The 19,996-nt window shown below is 65.3% G+C and carries 19 protein-coding genes and 1 pseudogene; 8 read left to right on the top strand and 12 right to left on the bottom strand.

All coding sequences use genetic code 11. The annotated features are described in order from the left end of the window. The first annotated feature begins 44 nt into the window (after nt 1–44). From ACWRN3_RS00485 to ACWRN3_RS00475, 3 genes are all read left to right on the top strand, one after another. Nucleotides 45–818 carry a DeoR/GlpR family DNA-binding transcription regulator gene (locus ACWRN3_RS00485; protein WP_476739578.1) on the top strand — a complete coding sequence of 258 codons (774 nt, stop codon included), beginning with the start codon at nt 45–47 and terminating at the stop codon, nt 816–818. A 174-nt stretch (nt 819–992) separates the two neighbouring features. Next, the gene (locus tag ACWRN3_RS00480; RefSeq protein WP_476739577.1) at nt 993–1,499 is read left to right on the top strand and encodes a hypothetical protein; all 507 of its coding nucleotides are present in this window, start codon (nt 993–995) and stop codon (nt 1,497–1,499) included. A 183-nt stretch (nt 1,500–1,682) separates the two neighbouring features. Beyond that, complete coding sequence (locus ACWRN3_RS00475; RefSeq protein ID WP_324644456.1) at nt 1,683–1,985, top strand: YciI-like protein; 303 nt, start codon at nt 1,683–1,685, stop codon at nt 1,983–1,985. A 25-nt stretch (nt 1,986–2,010) separates the two neighbouring features. On the opposite strand, the gene ACWRN3_RS00470 is transcribed toward ACWRN3_RS00475, so the two are convergent. From ACWRN3_RS00470 to ACWRN3_RS00455, 4 genes are all read right to left on the bottom strand, one after another. Then, the gene (locus ACWRN3_RS00470; protein ID WP_476739576.1) at nt 2,011–2,490 is read right to left on the bottom strand and encodes a nucleoside deaminase; all 480 of its coding nucleotides are present in this window, start codon (nt 2,488–2,490) and stop codon (nt 2,011–2,013) included. A gap of 83 nt (nt 2,491–2,573) precedes the next feature. Continuing rightward, nucleotides 2,574–2,864, bottom strand: a complete 291-nt coding sequence (locus ACWRN3_RS00465) for a hypothetical protein (protein ID WP_476739575.1) — start codon at nt 2,862–2,864, stop codon at nt 2,574–2,576. Nucleotides 2,865–2,956: 92 nt separating this feature from the next. Next, nucleotides 2,957–3,538 carry an SRPBCC family protein gene (locus ACWRN3_RS00460; protein ID WP_476739574.1) on the bottom strand — a complete coding sequence of 194 codons (582 nt, stop codon included), beginning with the start codon at nt 3,536–3,538 and terminating at the stop codon, nt 2,957–2,959. A 20-nt stretch (nt 3,539–3,558) separates the two neighbouring features. Then, nucleotides 3,559–4,296 carry a mycothiol-dependent nitroreductase Rv2466c family protein gene (locus ACWRN3_RS00455; protein ID WP_476739573.1) on the bottom strand — a complete coding sequence of 246 codons (738 nt, stop codon included), beginning with the start codon at nt 4,294–4,296 and terminating at the stop codon, nt 3,559–3,561. A 382-nt stretch (nt 4,297–4,678) separates the two neighbouring features. On the opposite strand from ACWRN3_RS00455, the gene ACWRN3_RS00450 reads away from it, so the two are divergent. Then, nucleotides 4,679–5,092: an HNH endonuclease gene (locus ACWRN3_RS00450; RefSeq protein WP_324644447.1), complete on the top strand. Its 414-nt coding sequence runs from the start codon at nt 4,679–4,681 to the stop codon at nt 5,090–5,092. On the opposite strand, the gene ACWRN3_RS00445 is transcribed toward ACWRN3_RS00450, so the two are convergent. Further along, on the bottom strand, nt 5,089–5,937 hold the full coding sequence (locus ACWRN3_RS00445; protein WP_476739572.1) for a class I SAM-dependent methyltransferase: 849 nt from the start codon (nt 5,935–5,937) through the stop codon (nt 5,089–5,091). The genes ACWRN3_RS00450 and ACWRN3_RS00445 overlap by 4 nt on opposite strands. 137 nt (nt 5,938–6,074) lie before the next feature. On the opposite strand from ACWRN3_RS00445, the gene ACWRN3_RS00440 reads away from it, so the two are divergent. Together ACWRN3_RS00440 and ACWRN3_RS00435 are read left to right on the top strand one after the other, a co-directional pair. Further along, entirely contained in the window at nt 6,075–6,857 is a 783-nt protein-coding gene (locus ACWRN3_RS00440; RefSeq protein ID WP_476739571.1) for a GntR family transcriptional regulator, read from the top strand. 181 nt (nt 6,858–7,038) lie between these two features. Then, nucleotides 7,039–7,842, top strand: a complete 804-nt coding sequence (locus ACWRN3_RS00435) for an alpha/beta fold hydrolase (RefSeq protein WP_476739570.1) — start codon at nt 7,039–7,041, stop codon at nt 7,840–7,842. A gap of 39 nt (nt 7,843–7,881) precedes the next feature. Here ACWRN3_RS00435 and ACWRN3_RS00430 read toward each other — a convergent pair whose 3' ends face one another. The 3 genes and pseudogenes from ACWRN3_RS00430 to ACWRN3_RS00420 form a co-directional block, all read right to left on the bottom strand. Further along, entirely contained in the window at nt 7,882–8,223 is a 342-nt protein-coding gene (locus tag ACWRN3_RS00430) for a hypothetical protein (protein WP_324644443.1), read from the bottom strand. A gap of 90 nt (nt 8,224–8,313) precedes the next feature. After that, nucleotides 8,314–9,327: a nucleoside hydrolase gene (locus tag ACWRN3_RS00425; protein WP_476739569.1), complete on the bottom strand. Its 1,014-nt coding sequence runs from the start codon at nt 9,325–9,327 to the stop codon at nt 8,314–8,316. 29 nt (nt 9,328–9,356) lie between these two features. Next, a pseudogene (locus ACWRN3_RS00420) lies at nt 9,357–10,798 on the bottom strand (MFS transporter). 149 nt (nt 10,799–10,947) lie between these two features. Between ACWRN3_RS00420 and ACWRN3_RS00415 the strand changes: the two are divergent. Continuing rightward, entirely contained in the window at nt 10,948–11,814 is an 867-nt protein-coding gene (locus tag ACWRN3_RS00415; RefSeq protein ID WP_476739568.1) for a ribokinase, read from the top strand. Next, on the top strand, nt 11,811–12,305 hold the full coding sequence (locus tag ACWRN3_RS00410; protein WP_476739567.1) for a GNAT family N-acetyltransferase: 495 nt from the start codon (nt 11,811–11,813) through the stop codon (nt 12,303–12,305). Before ACWRN3_RS00415 ends, ACWRN3_RS00410 begins: the two co-directional genes overlap by 4 nt. Nucleotides 12,306–12,437: 132 nt before the next feature. Here the strand turns inward: ACWRN3_RS00410 and ACWRN3_RS00405 are convergent, their stop codons facing one another. From ACWRN3_RS00405 to ACWRN3_RS00390, 4 genes are read right to left on the bottom strand one after another with little or no spacing between them, the layout of a single operon-like run. After that, complete coding sequence (locus tag ACWRN3_RS00405; RefSeq protein WP_476739807.1) at nt 12,438–13,556, bottom strand: Wadjet anti-phage system protein JetD domain-containing protein; 1,119 nt, start codon at nt 13,554–13,556, stop codon at nt 12,438–12,440. A gap of 11 nt (nt 13,557–13,567) precedes the next feature. Continuing rightward, a complete protein-coding gene (locus tag ACWRN3_RS00400; protein WP_476739566.1) occupies nt 13,568–16,999 on the bottom strand; it encodes an ATP-binding protein in 3,432 nt (1,143 codons plus the stop codon). Further along, the gene (locus tag ACWRN3_RS00395) at nt 16,996–17,652 is read right to left on the bottom strand and encodes a DUF4194 domain-containing protein (protein WP_476739565.1); all 657 of its coding nucleotides are present in this window, start codon (nt 17,650–17,652) and stop codon (nt 16,996–16,998) included. Before ACWRN3_RS00395 ends, ACWRN3_RS00400 begins: the two co-directional genes overlap by 4 nt. Next, on the bottom strand, nt 17,649–19,121 hold the full coding sequence (locus ACWRN3_RS00390; RefSeq protein ID WP_476739564.1) for a DUF3375 domain-containing protein: 1,473 nt from the start codon (nt 19,119–19,121) through the stop codon (nt 17,649–17,651). The genes ACWRN3_RS00395 and ACWRN3_RS00390 overlap by 4 nt, the downstream gene beginning before the upstream one ends. Between the last annotated feature and the right edge of the window lie 875 nt (nt 19,122–19,996).

Genomic DNA, 19,996 nt, shown 5'->3' with positions numbered 1-19,996 from the left:
TGGGTAGCACTGCCACCGCCATGCCCACGGGAAGGAGACCGGGAATGCTCAGCGCAAACGCGCGGCGCGAGGAGATCTACCACCTTGCCGTGACCACCGGCCTGGCCTCCGTGGAAGAACTCTCCGCCAAGTTCGAGGTGACGGCCTCCACCATCCGGCGGGACCTGGCGCTGCTGAATTCGCAGGGCCGGCTGGCGCGGACGTACGGCGGGGCGATGGCCATGGGCGCGCACCCGGAGGCGTCGCTGCGGCAGCGCACCGGGGAAGCGTTCGAGCAGAAGCATGCGATCGCCCGGTGGGCGGCGTCGGTGATCCAGCCCGGGGAGAGCATCCTGCTCGACGCCGGTTCCACGGCGGGTGCCCTGGCGCACGAGCTGCGGGGGTTTGATCGGCTGTCCGTGACGACGCCTGGTCTGAATACCCTGCAGGAGCTGGCCGATTCCGAGGGCATCGAGGTGGACTGCCTAGGCGGCCGGCTCCGCGGTGTGTCGCAGAGTTTCGTGGGGCCGCTGGCCGAGGCGGCACTGGAGCGGATGAGCTTTGACCGGGTGTTCCTGGGCGCCGACGCCGTCACCGCCGAGGACGGCATCTGCGAGGCCGACCACGCCCAGACCCGGCTCAAGGAGCTCATGGCCCGGCGCGGCCGCGGCGTCTATGTCCTGGCGGACTCGTCAAAGTTGGGGCTTCGGCCGTTCCACGCGTGGGCCCGCCTGGCGCTCCCCTGGACCCTGGTGACGGACGACGGCGCCGACCCCGCCCAGGTGCAAAAGTTCCGGGACGCGGGGGTACAGGTTGAGGTGGCGGCGGTTGCGCCCTAGTTTTCGGAGAGCGCACTACGAATTAGGGAAAAATACGCGGGTAACCCCTAACTATCAAATGTGAGTATCAATTACTCGTGATGGCTTTGAAACCCCTACATAAACTCCAAGTCCTTGCAGTCAGGGACTTGTCCCGTTTGGGGAACTATTCAAAAGCTACAACGGAGTACTTCAATGAAGAACTGGCTCACTCGCATCGCCATGCCCGTTACCGTCGCAGCAACAGCAGCACTCGCCGGAATAGCCGGCCCCGCTGCTGCCGCACCACCCACACCAAATCCCACCGACCCCTTCGTTATCCAGGACTTCTTCGGAACCGACTGTCCCGGCTTCGAGGTGACGGCCCAACTGACTGGTAAATCGAAAGAGATATCCCAAGGGAACGGCGGGGTCATAGCGATCTCGCCGGGTATGACCATTACGTTGAGCGCCAACGGCAAGACCCTGACGTACCTGATCACCGGTACGACCCACACACAGACCTTGGCCGACGGCAGCAAGGAGGTCGTCTCGGTAGGGAAGAATCTCCTCATCGTTCCCAAGGTAAAGGGCCAGCATGAGGAAGGGCTTTACTACACGACAGGAAACGTCAATTACGCCCTCACCCCAACTGGAGGGGAAGGAAGACTGTTCTCGGGACCAGGCCAAGTGGTGGACGTCTGCGCCTTACTGGCACCTTAAAGTTCATCTTTGGGGCAAGCCGCTTCCGGACAATCGGGAGCGGCTTGTCGTTTTAATGTGTTCTTCCAGCGGACTCCATTGGAATGCGGGGATGCAGCGTAAGGTGGCTGTGGTGCGTGCCAACTCCTGCTGGGTACGCTGCTTTTACACCGAACGAAACCACTAACCGGACTGGAGACACGCATGCACGCCGTACTTGAATACACCTACGCGGACGACTACCTCGAAAGCCGCGGGCAGTACCGCGCGGACCACCTCAGGGCGGGGTGGGAAGCAGTCGAACGCGGCGAGCTCCTGCTCGGCGGTGCAATCGGCGAAGGACCCTTCAAAGGGCTGCTGATCTTCACCGGCGAGAACCCGCTCGAGGCTGCAAAAGCCTTCGCAGCCGCAGACCCCTACGTCATCAACGGCGTGGTGACATCGTGGACTGCCAGCCCGTGGACCACGGTGCTGGGTAACGAGGCCGCCACACCGGTGCGCCCCTAAGCGTCACAGCAGCACTGGACCGGCGCTACTCGGCGATGTCCTCCGCCCACAGCTCCGGCTTGTCCGCCTGGAACGCAGCCATCATGTCCACGCAACGCTGATCATCCAGCACCACCACCTCAACCCCGCGTGACCGCAAAAGCTCCAGTTCGCCGTCGAACGTCCTCGCCTCCCCCACCACCACGCGGGGGATCTTGAACTGAATGATGGTTCCGGCGCACATGGCACACGGTGCCAGGGTGGTGTACAGCGTGGTGTCCCGGTAGCTCCTCTGCCGGCCGGCGATGCGGAGTGCGGACATTTCCCCGTGCGCGATCGGATCCGCGTTCTGGACCCGTTCGTTGTGTCCGCTCGCAATCACCACGCCGCCCCGCGCGATCGAGGCCCCGATGGGGATGCCGCCTTCGGCCAGGCCTTTTTGCGCGGCGTTATAGGCGGCTTCGAATGCGGGAAGGTCGGCGCTGTCCAGTTCCGGCGCAAGGAATTGAGGCTGCTCGTGAGTCATGGCGTCATTGTTGCATGCGGTTTCCCTAGGGCCGCGCCTGCCCGGCGGGTCGACCCAGGCACGGCAGAAAGGACGACGGCGGCTCAAGCCTTAAGGCTGCTGGCGGTAACTTCGAATTCCTCCACCGAGACGATTTGGGTCCTGTCCGCCTGGCTGCTTTCCTCCCGGATCCTGCTGGCTGCCTGCCGACTGGCCATCATCGATTCCTCTGTGTCCCAAAGCGTGATGGACAGGGCGTTGTCCGTGTCCTTCCCGTTCAGGTAGTAGACGCCTTTGCATCCCGGGAGCTGGAGCACGCTGTTCACGACGTCGTCGCGGGGGTTATCCCTGCGGGTGTCGGGGCCGGTCTTGTAGGTGCTGATTCTGGCGAACATGGTCTTTCTCCCTCAGGGCGTCGATGGGGCGGCGGGAATCCACCCCTCCCTTAGTAATGAAGCTTCGCCGGGGCACAGACAAGGGCCAAAAGTCAGGCTTGTTTCAGGGCCGCCGAACGGCGGGTCCAATCACCGGCGCGTCCAATCACCGGGACGGACGACGGCGGGTCCGTGCCTAGGCGCGCCCCGTCCCCGTTGGCGTCTGCGGACTCGGCAATCCGCTTGATCGCGGCGAGCGTTTTCGGGATGCCGTCGAGGGCCTGCTGGGTGCGCTCGGCGATCTGGGCGTCGGCCTCATCGCCGTATTTCTCCCTGAACATCGCGATCCCTTCGGGCAGGAACTCCCACGACTCGGTCAGCCTCGTCCCATTATCTGCCGGGGTCAGAGTGAAACCCCAACGGACAAAGCGGCCGCCCACCACCCAGGCGAACTCGCGGCCGCGCTCGGCAGCCACCACCAGCGACCGGGTCTCCCAGGTCCGCCCCGGGATCTCGTTGTGGCCGGTGAACCAGGCGCCGGGCTGGCCCGCGCTGGCCTCGTCGTCCCACCAGCACGATGTACAGACCGGGCTCCACTCGCCGGTGCGGGTGACATCGGAGACCAGGTCGTAGAGCGTCTCGGCTGAGACCTGGACCGTGACGGGTTCCTGGTGTTGGCCGGTGTTTGTCTTCATCGATCCATCCTCTATTGACGTCACTTCTTCTGCCGCCGGCTGCCGCCGTGCCAGTCCTCCTGCTGGCCGACGGTATCGGCATCGACGCCGAAGGCAGCAAGCTGCGGCTGCTCGCGAAGGCTCCGCTTGAGTTCGGCAAACCCGGGGAAGCGCGCCAGTCCCACCACGTGGTCCCACAGCTCGGCGGCGGAGTCGTCGTCCGGCAGCCGGCTGATCACCGGACCGAAGAAGGCCACCCCGGCCGGTGGCTCGAAGTGGATGATGGGCGTGCCCACGTCCTTGCCCGTCAGCGCCAGTGCCTCATCCGTCTCCTGGCGGATCTCGCGGTCCCAGGACTCGTCGTCGAGAGCCTCCGCCAGTGCCAGGGGCAAGCCTGCGTCGGCGAGGATCGGCTCCACGAACTCACGTGTTCCGCGCCGCTCACGGATTTCGCCCTCGGTGCGCTGTTCGGCCGGGTCCGGGGCGGTGTCGAAGATGTGTTTGCCGAACGCCTCATAGAGCCTGGCTATCGACTCGCGGCCATGCTCCGCGCGGGCCTGCGCCGCCACCCGCAGAAGCCGGAGCCCGGCGGTGTGCCCGGCCTCGTACTCCGGCGGGAATTGCGCGTCGTAGTCCACATTGGAGTTGATCAGCCGCAGCGAGATGAACCGCCAGTCCACGGTGTAGTCGCGCTGCGCCTGCACCTGCCGCACCCACTTGCTCGTCATCCAGGCGAAGGGGCAGACGGGGTCAAAGTAGAAGTTGATGTCGGCATCCATCCGACCACCCTTGCACCTGGTGGTGACGTACGTCTATTCGATGAATCAGCAGCCGGAGCACGGACGACGGCGGTCGGCCACAGCCGGTGGCCAGCCATGGCCCGGCGCGGAAGCTCGGCAAAAACTGAGCTGAACCTGGGGCTTCGGCCTGCACTCGGACTATAGGCTTTCCTGGGCATTCGGGAGCATGGACGCCGCGCGAATAGTAATTGGGGGATCAATGCCGGAACTCGGCCGCATCTATTGGACCCGGCAAGGGCTTCGTTTGGCGTACTCGGCGGTGCTGTTATGGCTCGCCGCCTCGGTGATGAGGGCTGTCATGGCAAGGGCAGCTCCGGTTTCCGGAGCGGGGCCATCCGCCGCCGGTGAGGTGATGCGCGGCATGTTTGACCGAGTTGTCTCTGCTGCCGCGTTCCCCCTTGTGGTCGTAGTCGTGCTTGGCATCGCCGCAGCCGTCATTACCAGGCAGGATGTGCGACGCCGGGACCCGGTACGCCGCTTCACCCGCCAGCAGCGCCGCGAAGGGATGGCACGGGCTAACGGCCTGTGCGAGCTGGAAGCCGGCTTCGGTCGTCGCTGTGGCCGTCCGGCGGAGCATGGCGACCACTTTTATCCGTGGTCCAAGGGCGGCTCCACCAGTCTGCAGAACTTCGTTGCCGCCTGCGCCAGGTGCAACCGCGCCAAGCGCGGCAGCATCCCGTCTCCCGGCCAGCAGCGCCGGATGGAACGGCGACGGCGGGAGTACCTGCCGCCGTCGTCCTCCGTCAGCGTGGGCGAACGTCAGCCGCTGTCCTAAATCGCGGTCTCCATAGCCTTCGTCAGCGTGAAGATTCCGTAGCGCATGGCGCCGGTGCGGTAGGCCACGATGAGGCGGGGAATGCTGAGGATGGAGTTACGATGGCGTGCGCCAAGGGCGAGGCGGCGTGTCTTGGGATCGAGGAGCATGGCCTTCACAAGCCGGCCAGCGCAGATCATCCACGTCCGGGCAACGCGGCTGCTGACATCCTCATAGCCTGTGACCGTAAAGCCTGCCGCCGTTGCCATCTCCTCGTACTCCTCGCGGGTGCCCATGGAGGGCAGGCGCCCTTCGCGGCAGATCGGCTCGAGCAGGTGGCGGACCTTCCACCGGCCGGTGTCGGTCTCGGCGAGCCATGCGCAGGTGACGAAGCGGCCGCCCGGGACCAGCACGCGGTGCGCCTCCGCGAAGAACCTGGGCTTGTCCACCATGTGCTCGCTCGACTCGATCGCCCACGCAGCCTCGGCCGAGGCCTCGGGCAGCCCATTGGTGAGCCAGTCGCCGACCTGAATATCCACGTCCGGAACAGGATGCACGGCGGCGTAGTGGGCCTGCTCGCCGGAAAGCGTGATGCCGGTGACGCGGACCCCTCGTGTCGCCGCGAGCCGCCGTGCGGTGGAGCCGTAGCCGCAGCCGATGTCAACGCACACCTGGCCGGGCATAAGGTTCAGCCGGTCTCCGACGGCATCGACCAGCGCCTCGACGGCTTCACCAGACGTCTCGCGCCCCGTAACCCACAGCCCGTGATGGACATGGTCACCCCACACTTGGCGATAGATGGGATCGAGGTCGTCGTAGTGCTCCGCCACCGCCACGGCGTCCTGGGGAGTACTGGGCTCGATCACGCCATGACACTACAACGGCTCTCCGGCACGAAGGAAGAGGAATGCCCACGCCTGCACCCCGTCGCTTGTCCAACAAACAGGTGCAACGTGTTCTAGGCTGGAGACCCCAAAGACCCAAGAAAAGAGCGAGGCTAAACGTGCACCAGGACGCCGCCCGGTTCCTGTCCCAGCCGGTGGCCGCCCAGCCCGGTTCGCCCCTACGCGTGGCGGTGTACTCGCGCATTGCCGAGGCCATCCGCAACGGCCTCCTCACGCCCGGTTCCATGATCCCCACCGAAACCGAACTGGGCGCGGACATGAAAGTCAGCCGTACCGTGGTCCGCGAAGCCCTCATGCTCCTCGAGGAGGACGGGCTGATCAGGGCGCGGCGCGGCGTCGGACGCTTCGTCTCGGACACGCTCCCCCGCATCGGCATCGAACGCATCCGCCCGTTCGAGGAGGTCCTCGCCGGCCCCGGCCAGACGCTCGAGGTCAAACGCACCCAAACCATCCGCCAGGCCGCGTCGGAATTCGTCGCCCCCGGCATCGGCGTGGAGCCCGGAACCGACTGCTGGCTGTGGGAATCGGACCTGATCCGCGACGGCGAGGCCATCGCCCACCTGCAGGAGAACGTCGCGGCCCAGCCGGTCAGCTTCGGCAAGGGCCCCGCCGCGCCCCTTGAGATCAAGGACGACGGCGGCAGCACCCTGCTTGCCACGCTGAACAACCAGCTGGGCCGGTTGGCCGGCCCGGGTGAGTGCCAGATCAGCCTCAGCCAGGTGGGCCCCAGCCGCGCGAAGCTGCTAGACCTGCGTCCGACGGACCCGGTCCTGGTGCTGACCCAGTACGTCCGGCACGGCAACCGGCCCTTCTACCTGGCCAAGTGCCTCGTCGCCGCGCGGGCCGGGCACCTCTCCGTGATGCAGCAGTTCCAGTTCTGAAAGCAGCCCAAACCAAGGGCGCCACGCACCCCGCCGCCTTGCCCGCGTTCACCCGGCCACGCGACCAGCATTAGTCAGCGCTGCCCGGCGTCAGCCGGCGGAACCTGCTGGGGCGAGTGCCGCCGTCGTGCCTTCAAAATGGCCAGCAGCTTCCCCACCCGCACCGGCGTATGGTTCTTGCATGGAACCGATTCGGGTCATCCTGCCTCCTGGTTCAGTGCTCCCCGCGGAGCTTGCCTACAAGCGCCTGATTGAGGCGCTGGGCCCGGGCGTGCATGCCGTTGCCAAGGATCTGGAGCTGTACAAGGGCGATGCCGTACCCCCGGGATGGAGCCTGGACACCGAGGGGGACGGAGTCCTGAGGGAAGCTGACGCCTTGGGCTGGGAGACCTTCCATATCCTGGGCTATTCCGGTGGTGGCGGGGCGGCCCTGGCGTTCGCTGCCAAGCACCCGGCCCGGCTGCAGAGCCTGGCCTTGCTGGAGCCGGCGTGGGCAGGGAACTGGGATTGGAGCCGCGCCTACGCGGAGCATTGGAAGAAGTTCGGGGAGCTGGACGCCCTCCCGCCGGAGCAGTACATGCCTGCGTTCATGAGGCTTCAGGTCAGGCCCGACGTCGTCCTGCCGCCGCCGGAGGCGGGTCCCCCACCGCCGTGGATGGCCAAGCGGCCGGCCGGAATCAAGGCCTTTATGCAGACCTTCAAGGACTACGACCTAGACAGGTCCCGGCTTGCCGCCTTCAGCAAGCCGGTGTTCTTCGCCCTCGGCGGCCTTAGCCATCCGGATGATTTTGGCGAGGTGGCGGCCCGGCTGGCCCGGGTCTTCTTTCCCGACTTCCACCTGGAGGTTTTTCCCCGGCGCCACCACTTCGACCCGCCGCACCGGCCGGAGCCCGGGCGGCTGGCGGAGGCGCTGCGCCGGCACTGGGCCTCCGCCGAGGGACGGCCCGAGGGGCAGCGGCTGTCGTCCGGGTCCCAGAGCGTTTAGACCCGGCACGCCCAAACTTCGGCCTAATGTGCTGCTGGTTCAGTGTGCGGCGCCCGGTGGCGGGGCCTGCCGAACGCCTTTGCGTGCCCTCTTCCGCAGCACGATCCTGGCGGTTACGGCTGCGATGAGGCCGGCGAGGGTCACCAGCTGCACTTCGTCGAAGGACAGGCCGTCGATATTCGGCTGGAGCTCCTCCTCCGTCGCCCAACCGAACCAAACTTCACTGACCAGAATGCCCGCCACAAAGTACCCGGCCGCCGCATAGATCCACAGCCAGCGCGACACCCTTTTGCCCACGATCACGTGGGTCACCAGGCCGAAGGCCACTGACATGGTCGCGAGCAGTCCCAGTCCGGCGATTCCCAAGTCCCAGCGATCCACGGCCCGCCACCTCCCTGCTTCCCGTGGTCCTTCCGCCAGTCTCGCGGAGCGTGGTCCCGAGGTGTAGAGGCCATGGTCCCGCCACCCGGATCAGGCGAGTGAACCTGCTTCGGCGAGTGCAGCCGTCGTGGTTTCGACAGGCTCAACCACCGAGAAGTGGCCCAGCAGCGTCTCCACCAGGTGCGGGGCGAACTCCTCCTCCAGGGACAGGACCACGCGGCACCGCGCGCCCTTCACCTCCGGATACCCGGCGTACACGCCGCGCATGTCGCACACCGTCTGCCCGCGGCCGGGCCCGTCGGAGGTGTCGACGGCGGCCCGCACCACGGGCGCCACCGCAGCACGAACAGCACCGACGGCGAGCGCCGCCGCCAGCGGATCGTGCATCGCGGAGCAGGGCCGGCCGTAGATGCCCTCGTAGAAGCGGAAGTAGTAGCCCAGCATCTCCCCCAGCGCCCGCGGCACCGGCGCCGGGGAGGCCAGCAGGGTCTGCCGGTGCGGCTCCTCCAGCACCGACGCCATGGTCACGTCCAGCGGCACCAGGGTCACGTCCCAGTCGGCGGCCAGCACCAGGGCGGCCGCCTCGGGGTCGTGCCAGATGTTGGCCTCGGCCACGGGCGTGATGTTCCCCGGTGCCAGCGCGGCCCCGCCCATCACCGTCACGGACTGGACCAGGGAAGGCAGCGAGGGGTCAAGCTTCAACGCCTCGGCAAGGTTGGTCAGCGGCCCGATCGCCACCACCCGCAACGCCCCGGGATAACTACGCGCCAGCCGCACCAACATCTCGGCCGCGGACTCCGGGACAACAGAAGCAGCAGCAGGCGCCAGCACAACCTCCCCAACACCGTTCTCCCCGTGCACCCACGGCGACCCGCCGCCAAACGAGCCAGCCAGGGGATCGTGCGCGCCAACGGCCACGGGCACGGAAGCTTCCCCGGCCAACGAAAGCAGATCAAGGGTATTCCGGGCACCAACCGCGGCACTGACATTCCCGCTGACCGTCCCGATGCCCACCACAGAAGCAAGTGGGGAGGCGAGCAGGTAGGCCAGGGCGAGGGCGTCGTCGATGCCGGTGTCGCAGTCCAGGTAAACGGGGGCAGTCACAATAGGTTCCTTCGAAACAGGTAGAGGGGTTAGACCGTCTCGCCCTTGGGGGCGGCGACGAAGAGGCTGACGATGAACGCGGCGGCGGTGATGCCCACCGAGATCCAGAGGGCGGTGGCGTAGCCCGCAGAAGTACCAAAGGCGGCGAACGACGCCACGAGCACGACGCCGAGGCTCGCTCCGATCCCGAACGACGCACCGTTGATGCCGGGCAAGGCCGCCGGGGCCTCCTTCGGTGAGAGCAGCACGGAGAGCCCGTTGATGGCAGTCAGGAAGAACCCGTTGTAGAAGATGCCCAGGCAGGCAACAGCAACCAACACGGCAACAGGCGAAGTGGAAAACGCCGCAGCGACCACGGCGCACACCAGGCTCAACGAAGTCCCCAACCGCAGAATGCGGATCCACCCGCGCCGGTCCGCCAGCCACCCGGCCAGAGGCGCGGCGAAGACGCCAATCAGCGCGGCCGGGGTGAGGAACAGCAACGCCGAGATGGAGGCGGAAAGCCCGAAGCCGCCGTCGGAATCCTGGCTCAGCAGCACCACGGTGAAGTTGATGACCGCGAAGATGCCGGCGAGGGTGAGGACGGTGGTGGCGATGACCGGCCAACCTGGCGGGAGCGCAGGTGGTGCACGGCGATGAGCGGGTGGCTGCGGCGCTTCTCGATGAACCAGAATCCCGTGAAGGACAAAACGGTGCCGGCCAGCAGGGCCAGGGCGGTGGGCGACGTCCAGCCGGCGGCCGAACCGTCGGACACGAAGTACGTCAGGAACACCAGGAACAGCGAGAGGGAACCGGCGCCCCACCAGTCCATGGCGCCGCGCAGCCCAGCGGGACGGCCGGCGGGCACCAGGCGGAAAATGCAGAAAGCGGCGATGGCGGTGAGGACGAGCACGACGACGAAGATGGACCGGAAGCCGAGGGTCTCGGCCATGAGCCCGCCCACGTAGCCGTCCACGCCGCCGATCCCGCCGTTGATGGCGGCGATGAGGCCCACGGAGGTGCCGAAGACCCTGGCCTGCAGGTTCTCGCTGAGCACGATGTAGGCGAGCGCGAACACGGCGCTGGAGACGCCCTGCAGGAACCGGCCGGTGACGAGCAGCGGCAGGGTGGGCGCGGCGATGCAGAGGATGGTGCCGGCGCCCATGATGCCCAGGACCAGCAGCAGCGCGGCGCGGCGGCCGATGAAGTCGCTCCACCGGCCGATCACGGGCCCGGCGATGGCGCCGGCCAGGAAGAACATGGACTGGACGGGGGCGGCGCTGTCCGCGCTTTCGCCGAAGCTCGCGGCGATCTGCGGCAGAGCGGGGGTGACCATGCTGGCGTTCAGCTGGAAGGACAGCACGCCCAGCAGCAGGGTGGAGATGAGCAGGGCGGCGCGGCGGCCGGAGAGCCTGGTTGCGTCATCGGGGATTACGACGCCGGCGCCTCCTTCGGCGGGAGGCGCGGTTGCGGCGGGGGTCGGGGTGTTCACATCAAACTCCTTTGTTCGAGCAGAAGGGATCGTCTTTCGCGGCGATTCGAGTTTGTTATACAACCATGTATGACTCACAAGTACAACCATGCGCTACACTTTTCCGAAAGCCCGGCCGCTTCCGGCCCTCCTCCTGAGAGAGTTTTCCCATGAACACAACACGTCCTGCCGTCACGGTGGTCGGCAGCATCAACCTGGACCTGATCGCCACCGCCGAGCGGCTCCCGACGGCGGGCGAAACCATCGGCGGCGCTGTCCTGTCCGAACAGCCCGGCGGCAAGGGCGCCAACCAGGCCGCGGCCGCCGCCCGGCTGGGCGGCAGTGCCCGGATGGTGGGCGCCGTCGGCCAGGACGTGTCCGGGCAGCGGATGCTGGAGGCTTTGGCTGCCGCTGGCGTGGACACCGCTGATGTGGCCGTCCTGCCCCAGCCGACGGGAACCGCGCTGATCGTGGTGGACCGCGATGGCGAGAACCAGATTGTGGTGTGCCCGGGCGCCAACGCGCACCTGTCCCTGGACGGGGTGGAGTTCGGCCCGGAGGAGACGGTGCTGTGCCAGCTGGAGGTCGGCCTGGACGTGGTGCTGGAGGCGGCGCGGAAGACGCCCGGCTTCTATGTGCTCAACGCGGCACCGGCGATGGACCTGCCGGCGGAGCTGCTGGAGCGGTGCGACCTGGTGATCGTCAACGAGAGCGAGTACGCCCTCATTCCCGCCCTGGCTGAGGCGAAGCTGGTGGCGGTGACGTACGGCAAGGACGGGTCCGCGATGTTTGAGCACGGCCGGAAGGTGGCCGAGGCGCCGTCTGCTTCGGTGGCCGTGGCGAACACGGTGGGTGCCGGCGACGCGTTTTGCGCCGCTTTGGTCCTGGCGCTGGGGAGCGGGCTGGACTATACGCGGGCGCTGGCCGTGGCCAATGCCGTCGGCGCGGACGCCGTGGGCGATCCGTCGTCGCAGCCGGATTTGGCACAGCTGCGCCACTACGTGGAGCAGTCCGCTGCTTCGGGCGCTTCCTCATGAACTTTTTGTTCCGCCGCGCCGTTGCGGCGGACTTCCCGGAGGTCAGGCGCATCACCCGTGAGGCTTATCTCCGGGCCGGGCACTTCCCCGCCGACCACCCCTACATGAGCGTGCTCGAGGACGTGGAGCACCGGGCCGAGAACGCGCAGGTGTCGGTGGCAGAAACTGCAGGGAAGGTCGTGGCCGCCGTGACGCTGACGTTTGCCGGCCAGCCCTATAGCGAGATCGCGCAGGACGGCGAGTTGGAATTCCGCATGCTGGCGGTGGACGCCGCACACCAAGGCGGCGGCGTGGGCCGGGCCGTGGTGGAGGAGATAGTGGAGCACGCCCGGGAGCTGCCAGGCATCGAGGCAATCAGCATCACCAGTGCCACGTTCATGGAGCGCGCCCACGGCCTGTATGAATCGCTAGGGTTCCGCCGGGCGCCGGAGCGGGACTGGTACGTGCCGGGCGAGGACGTGCTGCTGTGGGTGTTCCGGCTGGAGCTTTGACCCTGGTTAGCTGCTCATTCGGGAACAGACCCCTTAGTTGAGGCTAGCCAGTCCGCGCTGATGACGACTAGATGCAGCTAGCCGCGCAAAGACGTTGGGACCGCTTGAACGGAATTAGGCAAACGCAGCCTGCTAGCTTCGGGGCGAAATGAGGGCAGCCAAAGCGGTCTTCCAGTCGATGCGTTCCTGTTCCAGACGCACGTTCCCGAGTACCGCCAGCTGTTCCACCACGGCAAGCTCCTCCGGCAGAAGGTGCTGCATGGTCCCAACGGTCGGCTTGGGCTCGTGCCCCCAGAGGTCTTCGAATGCCTCCAACGTGTCCAAGTCCATTAAAGCAGTGCTCACAGGAATGCCTTGGGCCCGCAACCGGTTCAAAATGCCAAAACCGTGGCTGTCCAAGTCGCCCCAGTAGACCACTCCAATGTTGCGGACCCACGGGATGCGGGCCAGGCGGTCCACGGCGTAGCCGGAGCCATGGATCACCACAGCACCGCTTAGAGAGGGCATGGCCAGCACGGACTCCAGGTTCTCAAACACATAGATGACCTCAGGGCACAGGTCCATGGCGGCCAACTCAGTGACGGGTGCAGCTACATCCGCCAGTCCGCCGGGGGCTAGTGCGGGATCTAGGAAACGCACGCGGACCAGGTCGGGTTTGTCCGCCAGTCCCAACCCACTTCTACCGGTGACTGCTTCATGTAGCCGTGTGACGAGGGGTCTGTACTTTTGGACCCATTTGGTGTCGACTCCGCGGATGGGCAGTTGGCGGATGTACAGTCCGGATGTGGGATGCTCTTTGAGCCATTCCAGCACCCCAGCGAGCCGGTTGAAGTCATCGGGCGCTAAAGCCGCAAGTTCCGCGACGCTTCGTCCCACCGCGGTAGCAAATCGGCCAGGATCGGGGGAAGTCGCCGAGTTGACCAGTGCCTTGGCCCTGGAGGATGCCCGCTGCCAATGGGTGGCCTTGCCAGCAAATGCCGCGACTGCCCCAGGCGTGTGGAGTTCCACACGGACGGGAATTCTTTGCTGGCCCAGGCTGGCCCACCGGCGTTCTGTCCATACCACGCAGTCAGTTCCCTCCCATGACTTGGCCCACGCGACGGCGGCCGACACGGAGGCTAATGCCTGCGCTTCTGTGGGCGGATGCAATGGGATGCCGAATGGAAGTGACGTGTCATCGCCGACGGACCACGAACCAACGTGGCGGTTGTATTTCTTTAGCGCCTCAGCGGCCGCCCCGGCAGGAGTCACAGGCAAGGGGCTCAAAACAGCGCATCCTCTGTGTGAGCTTCAACGTCTGCGGTTTCCAGCACCCCTGCTGCGTCTAGCCGCCGCGGCCCCGGCGCCTCCCTAGACAGTGGCGCAGAGTCTGAGACCGCGTTGTCCTCCATGGACAGGGACCCGATGCGGGAGTCCTTGAACTCCCGGCAGGTGACCACGGCCATGCCCCCGATGTAGTCCTCCAGCGTTTGGAGGAGTTTGAGCGGGGTGGCGAGGACCATGTGGAAACCGAATTCGGTGAAGACGTCCATGGCGATGCGGGTGAAGTTGCCGTCTGCCTTATCGAACGCCTCGTCCATGACGACGGTGCCGTAGCGCGGCACGTCCTCACCATCGCCGGCCAGCTGGTAGCGCAGGGCGGCGGCGAGGCAGAACGTGACCAGCTTCTGTCGCTGACCGCCGGAGAGACCAGCGCTGGAATCGTAGACATTGAGCTGCCTGCCGGCTGCATCCACCTCCGTGGCGGTGAAGCGCACGTGCAACCGTGTGTCCAGGCATTGGTTCCGCCAGGAGGTATCGCCTGGTTCGCTGGAGGCGAGCTTCTCCATAAGGCGCCGCATGACCTCGAACTTGGCTTCCGCGTCGTCGCGGCTCTCCGCCAACCAGGAGCCGGTGCTTATGTCTTGAAGATCGCTGAGGAACCTTCTGCCCAGCTCGCCCCGGTTCTCCTTGACAACAATCTTCAGGAAACGTCCAGCATCGAAGGCAGAACGTTGAAGGGAGCCGTTGATAGGCGCCACCCTGTCGCGAACCTCCAACGGCGCGCGCCGGATCTCATTGGCCAGTGTGGCCACATTTTGCTGGGACTGGCGTTCCATGAGTTCGAAGAACCGGGTCTCAAAGTCAGGTAGGCGGTCGGCGACAAGCTGCTCCAGCAGGGCAAGATATCCCTCCCCATCCTCCACCTGGTCGGTCAGATCTCCAGCTTTGGCGGACCAATTACGCCGAAAGTCTCCTGCCAGCGAAGCGAAAGCGGTCCGTGCGGCTGCCGCCTGGGACGTGGCCTGCTTTTCCTCCGTACTCAACCCAGTGGCTACCGTCAGCGCGACCTCGTCGATCACGTCGTGGACGATGCTGCGGCGCTGCTTCAGGAACCGTTCCCGCAGAATGGCGCCAAATTCCTCAGGCACGTCTGTTGCCCCGGCAACACGAGGCTCTAGCCCCGAGACGACGCGCTTCAATCCCGCCAGTTGGGTTTTCACTTCAGCCAGCGACTCCATAGCGGTTTGCTGGGCCTTCTGCGCGGCCTCCCATCGCGCTCCGGCCTCCTTCGCGGCAGCTTCCGCTGCTCGGAGGTCGCCGCTTGCCGCTAGGACCTCTTCCAGCCGTTCCTTATGGCGCTCCACCCTGCTGCTGGCACGGGCAGCATCAATTTCGTCCCAGCTGTGCGTTTCAGTCAGTGCCAGTGCCTCAGCGCGCAGGCGTTCGGTCTCACGGCGATTCTCCGCGGCGTCGACTTCGACGGCGAGTTGGTCAGCCTTGATACGGGCCGCCTGGACGAGCGCACTCAGGTGCTCCAGTTTGTCGACGTTATCGAATCCGAGCACCCACGTCGTGCGATCATCTACCCGTGACCGATCGTCTTTTTCGTGGCGGGTGCGGGAGCGTTTGACCTGCCCGGCACGGGTGACCGCTCTCTCCGCACCGCCGAGCTCCGCCGGTGCATCCACACATTCGTAGTCATAGTTGACGGACAAGACCGAGTGCAGCCATCCGGCCATAGGACCATCGGCCACCTGGACCCGTGAAACTAGGGACCGCTCGGTCCGTGCGGGCCGCGGCGGTTCCGCCCGGCTGGGGACGGACTCAAAGACAAGCCGCGTGCCCAGAAACAACCCATCGACGGCGTTACGCACTCGGTCAATGTGCATCTCCGGGACGAGCATCACGGTGGCCAGGGGCCGCAGCACCCGCTCGATGGCCCCGGTCCAGTCCACGAATTCCTTCCGGACCTCCAACAGCTCGCCAGCGAACGGAAACGCTGACGCTGGCATGCCCGCTACTTCGGCCACGACGGACCTCGCTCTGACCAGCCTGTCGCCAAGATTGGAACGTCGGCCGCGCAGGGATTGGAGCTCCTTTTCGAGGTCGCGGACCTCGGCTTTGGCGGCGGCGCGGGCCTCATGGAGCTCATTGATCGCTTGTCGGCTGGCCGCTTGGGCGTCCGCCAGGCCGCTGCGTTCAATTCGGGCCGCGGCCCGAAGTTCCTCATACTCTTCAAAGCTAGCGGGAAAACTGATACGTACCGCTTCAAGCCGGGAGGCCAGCTCGGCCCGCCGCCCCAGGACGACGCGTTGGCGTTCTTGTGCGAGATCCACCTGGGCCTGTTGGTCTCGCAGGGCCTGGCCGCCATGGTCGTCCACTTGCCGGCGGGCCGCTGAGTATGCCTGTTCCAGTTCTGCTGTTGTAGAAGTCGTCATCTCGACGTCGTATTGCGCGGTCAGCGCGGCGGATTCGGCGGCCGCCTGGGCTTCCTTAGCCAGCTTGAGCTTCCATTCATCCTTGAAGCTAGGCAACGCCGCGGAAAGTGCCGCGGCCTCGGCTGCATGGGCACTACTGAGCGTAAACCGGCGCGCGGGTTCCTCCATCCTGCGCAGATGTTCCACCTGTTCGCGGGCCTCCACCACCAGACGGTGTGCCTCGGATAGTTCACCAAATTGCGCCACCGCGGTATTGGCCATGTCGAACGTCTTTGGCCTATCAAGCATGAATTGGCGGAATAGGTCGTCGAGGTTCCCAAGCGACTTGGCCGATTGGGTCTTGTGCAGCAGAAGCACGGCATTTTCGCCCGAAATACCCATCAGTCGGCAGAAGCGGCTGGCGAAGGCGGAATGTTTGTCAGTGATGTACGCGGCTGGCCACGTGCTCTTGATGCGCCTGGTCTCGATGCCGTTGCGAAGGTGGTCGACAAAGTCGGGAAGCGTCGCCTCCTCCTGCAGCAGGATGCTCAGTTCGCTGACGTCAGCGGGCGTGTTGGAGCCACGGCGGAGGTGGTACAGCTTGAGCAGGAGGACAGGTTTGGTCCCTGTGCAGTCACTGTATCGCAGCAGGATGCCGCTAAACGTAGCACCGTTGCGCAGGTACTCCGCCCGCACTTCTCCTGTTTCGTCATCGGCGCTGCGTCGCCAGGCGCCGCGTATGTAGCTCACCATCGTCCGGTCTTCTCCCCGGACGGAGGTGTCCTGGGCGGCTGCGTTGAATTGCAGCTTTCCGCGAGGCGTCAGCACGGCTGAAATAGCATCCACCAGCGATGACTTTCCCGAGCCGGAGTGGCCAGTCAGCAGGAACCCTTTCCTTGCTATATCCAAGCCATGGTGGCCTTGGAACGTTCCCCAATTGAGAAGCTCCACCCGGTCCAGTCGCCATTGTCCTACCTGGACGCCCGATACCGTATTCGTCGTCACAATGCTCATTCTGCCTCCTCCCCTGTGTCGGGGAGTTCCGCGAAGCCGGGCTCCGCCTCCGCGACCAGCCGCCGGTACTCCGCTTGCACCGCTGCAATCTCCTCAGCCCCGAAGACTAGTCTCAGGACAGGCGAGACCTCGAAGCGGCCCTCCGTGCTGGTCGCGGCCAGTAGCCCGTATTTGATCATTTTTTGCCAGGAGGAGTTAACGCGCTTGGAGAAGCCCGCAACGTCGGCGTTGTCCTTCCCTCGGTAGACCTGCAACTGGTCGGCCATCTCGTCGGCGCCGACAATGGTCTTGCGGCCGCCGTTCTCCTGCAACAGCGTTTGCCGCAGGTGGAGCAGCAGCGCCGTATCCAGGAACGTTAGTGTCGCCGTGCGCATAACCTTCGGTGCGTCTACGTCCGCGGTGGTGTTGCGAACGAAGGCAACTTGGGCGGGGTGGTCGGTGACAAGGTCTAGGAAAAGGTCTGCCAAGCTGGATCGGATGGCCGCCTCGTCGGCCAGGAGCGCCGTCCAGAGGTTCCCGTGCCGGGAAGCGGAGAGGTAGGGGCCTCGCAGTAGCTGGACGAGTACCCGGCGGGAAGATTCCCGTAAGGCACCTTTGTCGCCGTCCCACAGCGCGACGTCGGACGCTGGCTCCTCGCCTCGGGATTCGCTCACGGATGGATCCTTTCAGTAAAGAGGTACCGGCCCACGGTGCCGCGGCGCGTGGTGCCGGGTGCCTCGGTAGAGGGTGCGGGAGGCTGCCAAGTGATGTTTTCGCGCCCGCTCAGCGCGGTGGCGTGTTCCTCGGCAAGCACGAGGAGTCCGACGACGCTTGCCACACCTTGGGTAGCTGGATGGGCAGCCAGAACGTCCGCGATGGTCGCCGAGCTCTGCCGGCCAAGCACTGCGTTGACATTGCCCGTCAATTCGGTCATGTCGATTTCGGAGGCGCGGGCCAGAGCCCGAAGTTCCTCAATATCCACCAACATCGCGTCGTGTTGAGCAATCTCGCCAGAGGCTTCGAAGTCGGCTGGATTGTGCAAATTCAGAGCGGCAACGGAATCGAGCGGAACACTCGTTAGATCCAACGACAAGTTCGTTTTCGCGTAGGGCTTGACGGATTGCGAGGTTTCCAAAGCCTGTCGCAGGGCAGCACGCAGCCGCTGGTTAATCAACCGGTCCTGTTTAAGTTCCTGGGACTGAACAAAGCGTCGCAGGCTGCGGCTGAATGTAGTCATAACGGCATGAATTTCGGAGCTGCGATCCTGAAGGGTGGGCAGAATCCGGCGAAGGGTCCTCCCTTGGGCTGCGGAGAGCCGGGAAGTGAATGGCCTGTCCATGATGGTGTCGATACTGTCCTCAAACTCGCGCCCCTGTTCCGGATCAAGCAACAGGGCATAGAAGCCGGAAAAGCTCCGTCCCGCCTCGGACTCGGCCAGAAGATCAACACCGCGGAAGATGTCATCCAGGGCACTGCCGCGGGGGCCTTCCTGTTCTATCAGCCGTTCCCGCAGCTCCCGGTTGAGTTGCTCAAGATCGGACCGGACCCTGGCAAAATCACTGGGTATCTCTTCGATGAGCGACAGAACGTCGCGCAGGCGTTCAGCGGCCTGGTCGTCGGACAACACGTTGAAGTCCCCGGCAGCGGCACGCGCAATCTGGGCGTCAATGCGCGTGCGCTCCTCGTGCAGTGCCCGCAGCCGCGAGGTACTGTCCGGATCCGTTTCGCGGGCCAGCACGCGCACCCTGTCCAGGATGGTGGCCAGACGCGATTCGGTTACGGCCTGTCGCGGCTCAGACAGCTCGGTGACAAAGCGAATGGCTTGCAGGGAACCCAGCGACAATTCGAAAGTCTCCTCGCGGGATCCCTCTGCCGTGCGGCGGATCAGGATGCCGTCATTGCGCCACGCTGTGCAATATGCCTGAGCCGTCTGCGGCAGGTCGAAACCATTGTCGCGCAGCTCCTCCAGGTCCTCCTCAACGTGCTCAAAGAGCGCGGGCGCCGCCAACCGGCGTTGCTCACCGCCCAGATGCTTGCTAAGTACGGCTACTGCGATTGCTGCGTTATTTGCCCGGAGCAGACGCCACGCTGGGTCCTCGCTCAATAGGCGAGAAGCCGTAAGTGCGGCGCGGAGAACAGTCATGGGTTCACACTAGCCAAGGTCACGGACAATGACTTCTTGCCCGATAAACCCCACATGTACGGCTTCCGCCATCAGTGCCCTACCCCTGCCGGCATACAATTCACACCGCCGCAAGTAAGTACGGGTAGAACTGACCGAACGGGCCGTGCTGCCGAAGGGACCTGCCTTAAACCAAGTTCTCCCCCGCGGCCGGCAAGCCGTGAACTTCGCCGAGTTCAGCTGTACGAAGCCTTATGATCCTTGAGTACCAATTGCGGCCGCTTAGAGGCCGAAAGCTAAGGAACCGAAATGGCCGCTCAACAACTTGTCCCTTCGAACACCGCGCCGAAAAATGTCCGGTTGAGTGCGGACATAACTCCCGCCTCGTATCGCGACCTAGTTCGAATTTCTCAGGATGTAGCTTTTCAGGTCGGAAGAACTCGAGTAGCCCACGTCGAAATTGTTCGGGCGCTCTTAGACGAGCTGATTGATAATCCGTCACTGCGGGCGTTGGTGACAGAGCGCGTTGCACAAACTGCGGCGGACCGCTGACCTGCGGTCAGGAGGAATTGGGCGCTCGTCTCCCCGAAGCCGCAAAGCCAAGGCTTCCAGCGGGCTCCGGCCCGCAGTCTGAACCTACCCGCGTTCCTAAGTGCTTCATGGAGCAACGAACGCGCTGAGGCGAGCGCCGTCATCCTGCCGTCAAAACTATCCAGCAGCGTGTCCAACAGGTGTGGCAAGTCCTCCTCGAGTGAGAGGACCAAGCGGCACCGCGCACCCCTCTTCATCTCCGGATAGCCCGCGTACAGCCCGCGCATGTCGCACACGGTCTGTCCGCGGCCGGCCTGTCGGAGGTGTCGACGGCGGCCCGCCCCACAGGTGCCGCCACCGCCGAC

The sequence above is a fragment of the Pseudarthrobacter sp. rb genome, assembly GCF_056389225.1.
Note: the sequence above shows the minus strand (reverse complement) of the source record. Positions and strands in the feature narration are given on the sequence as shown.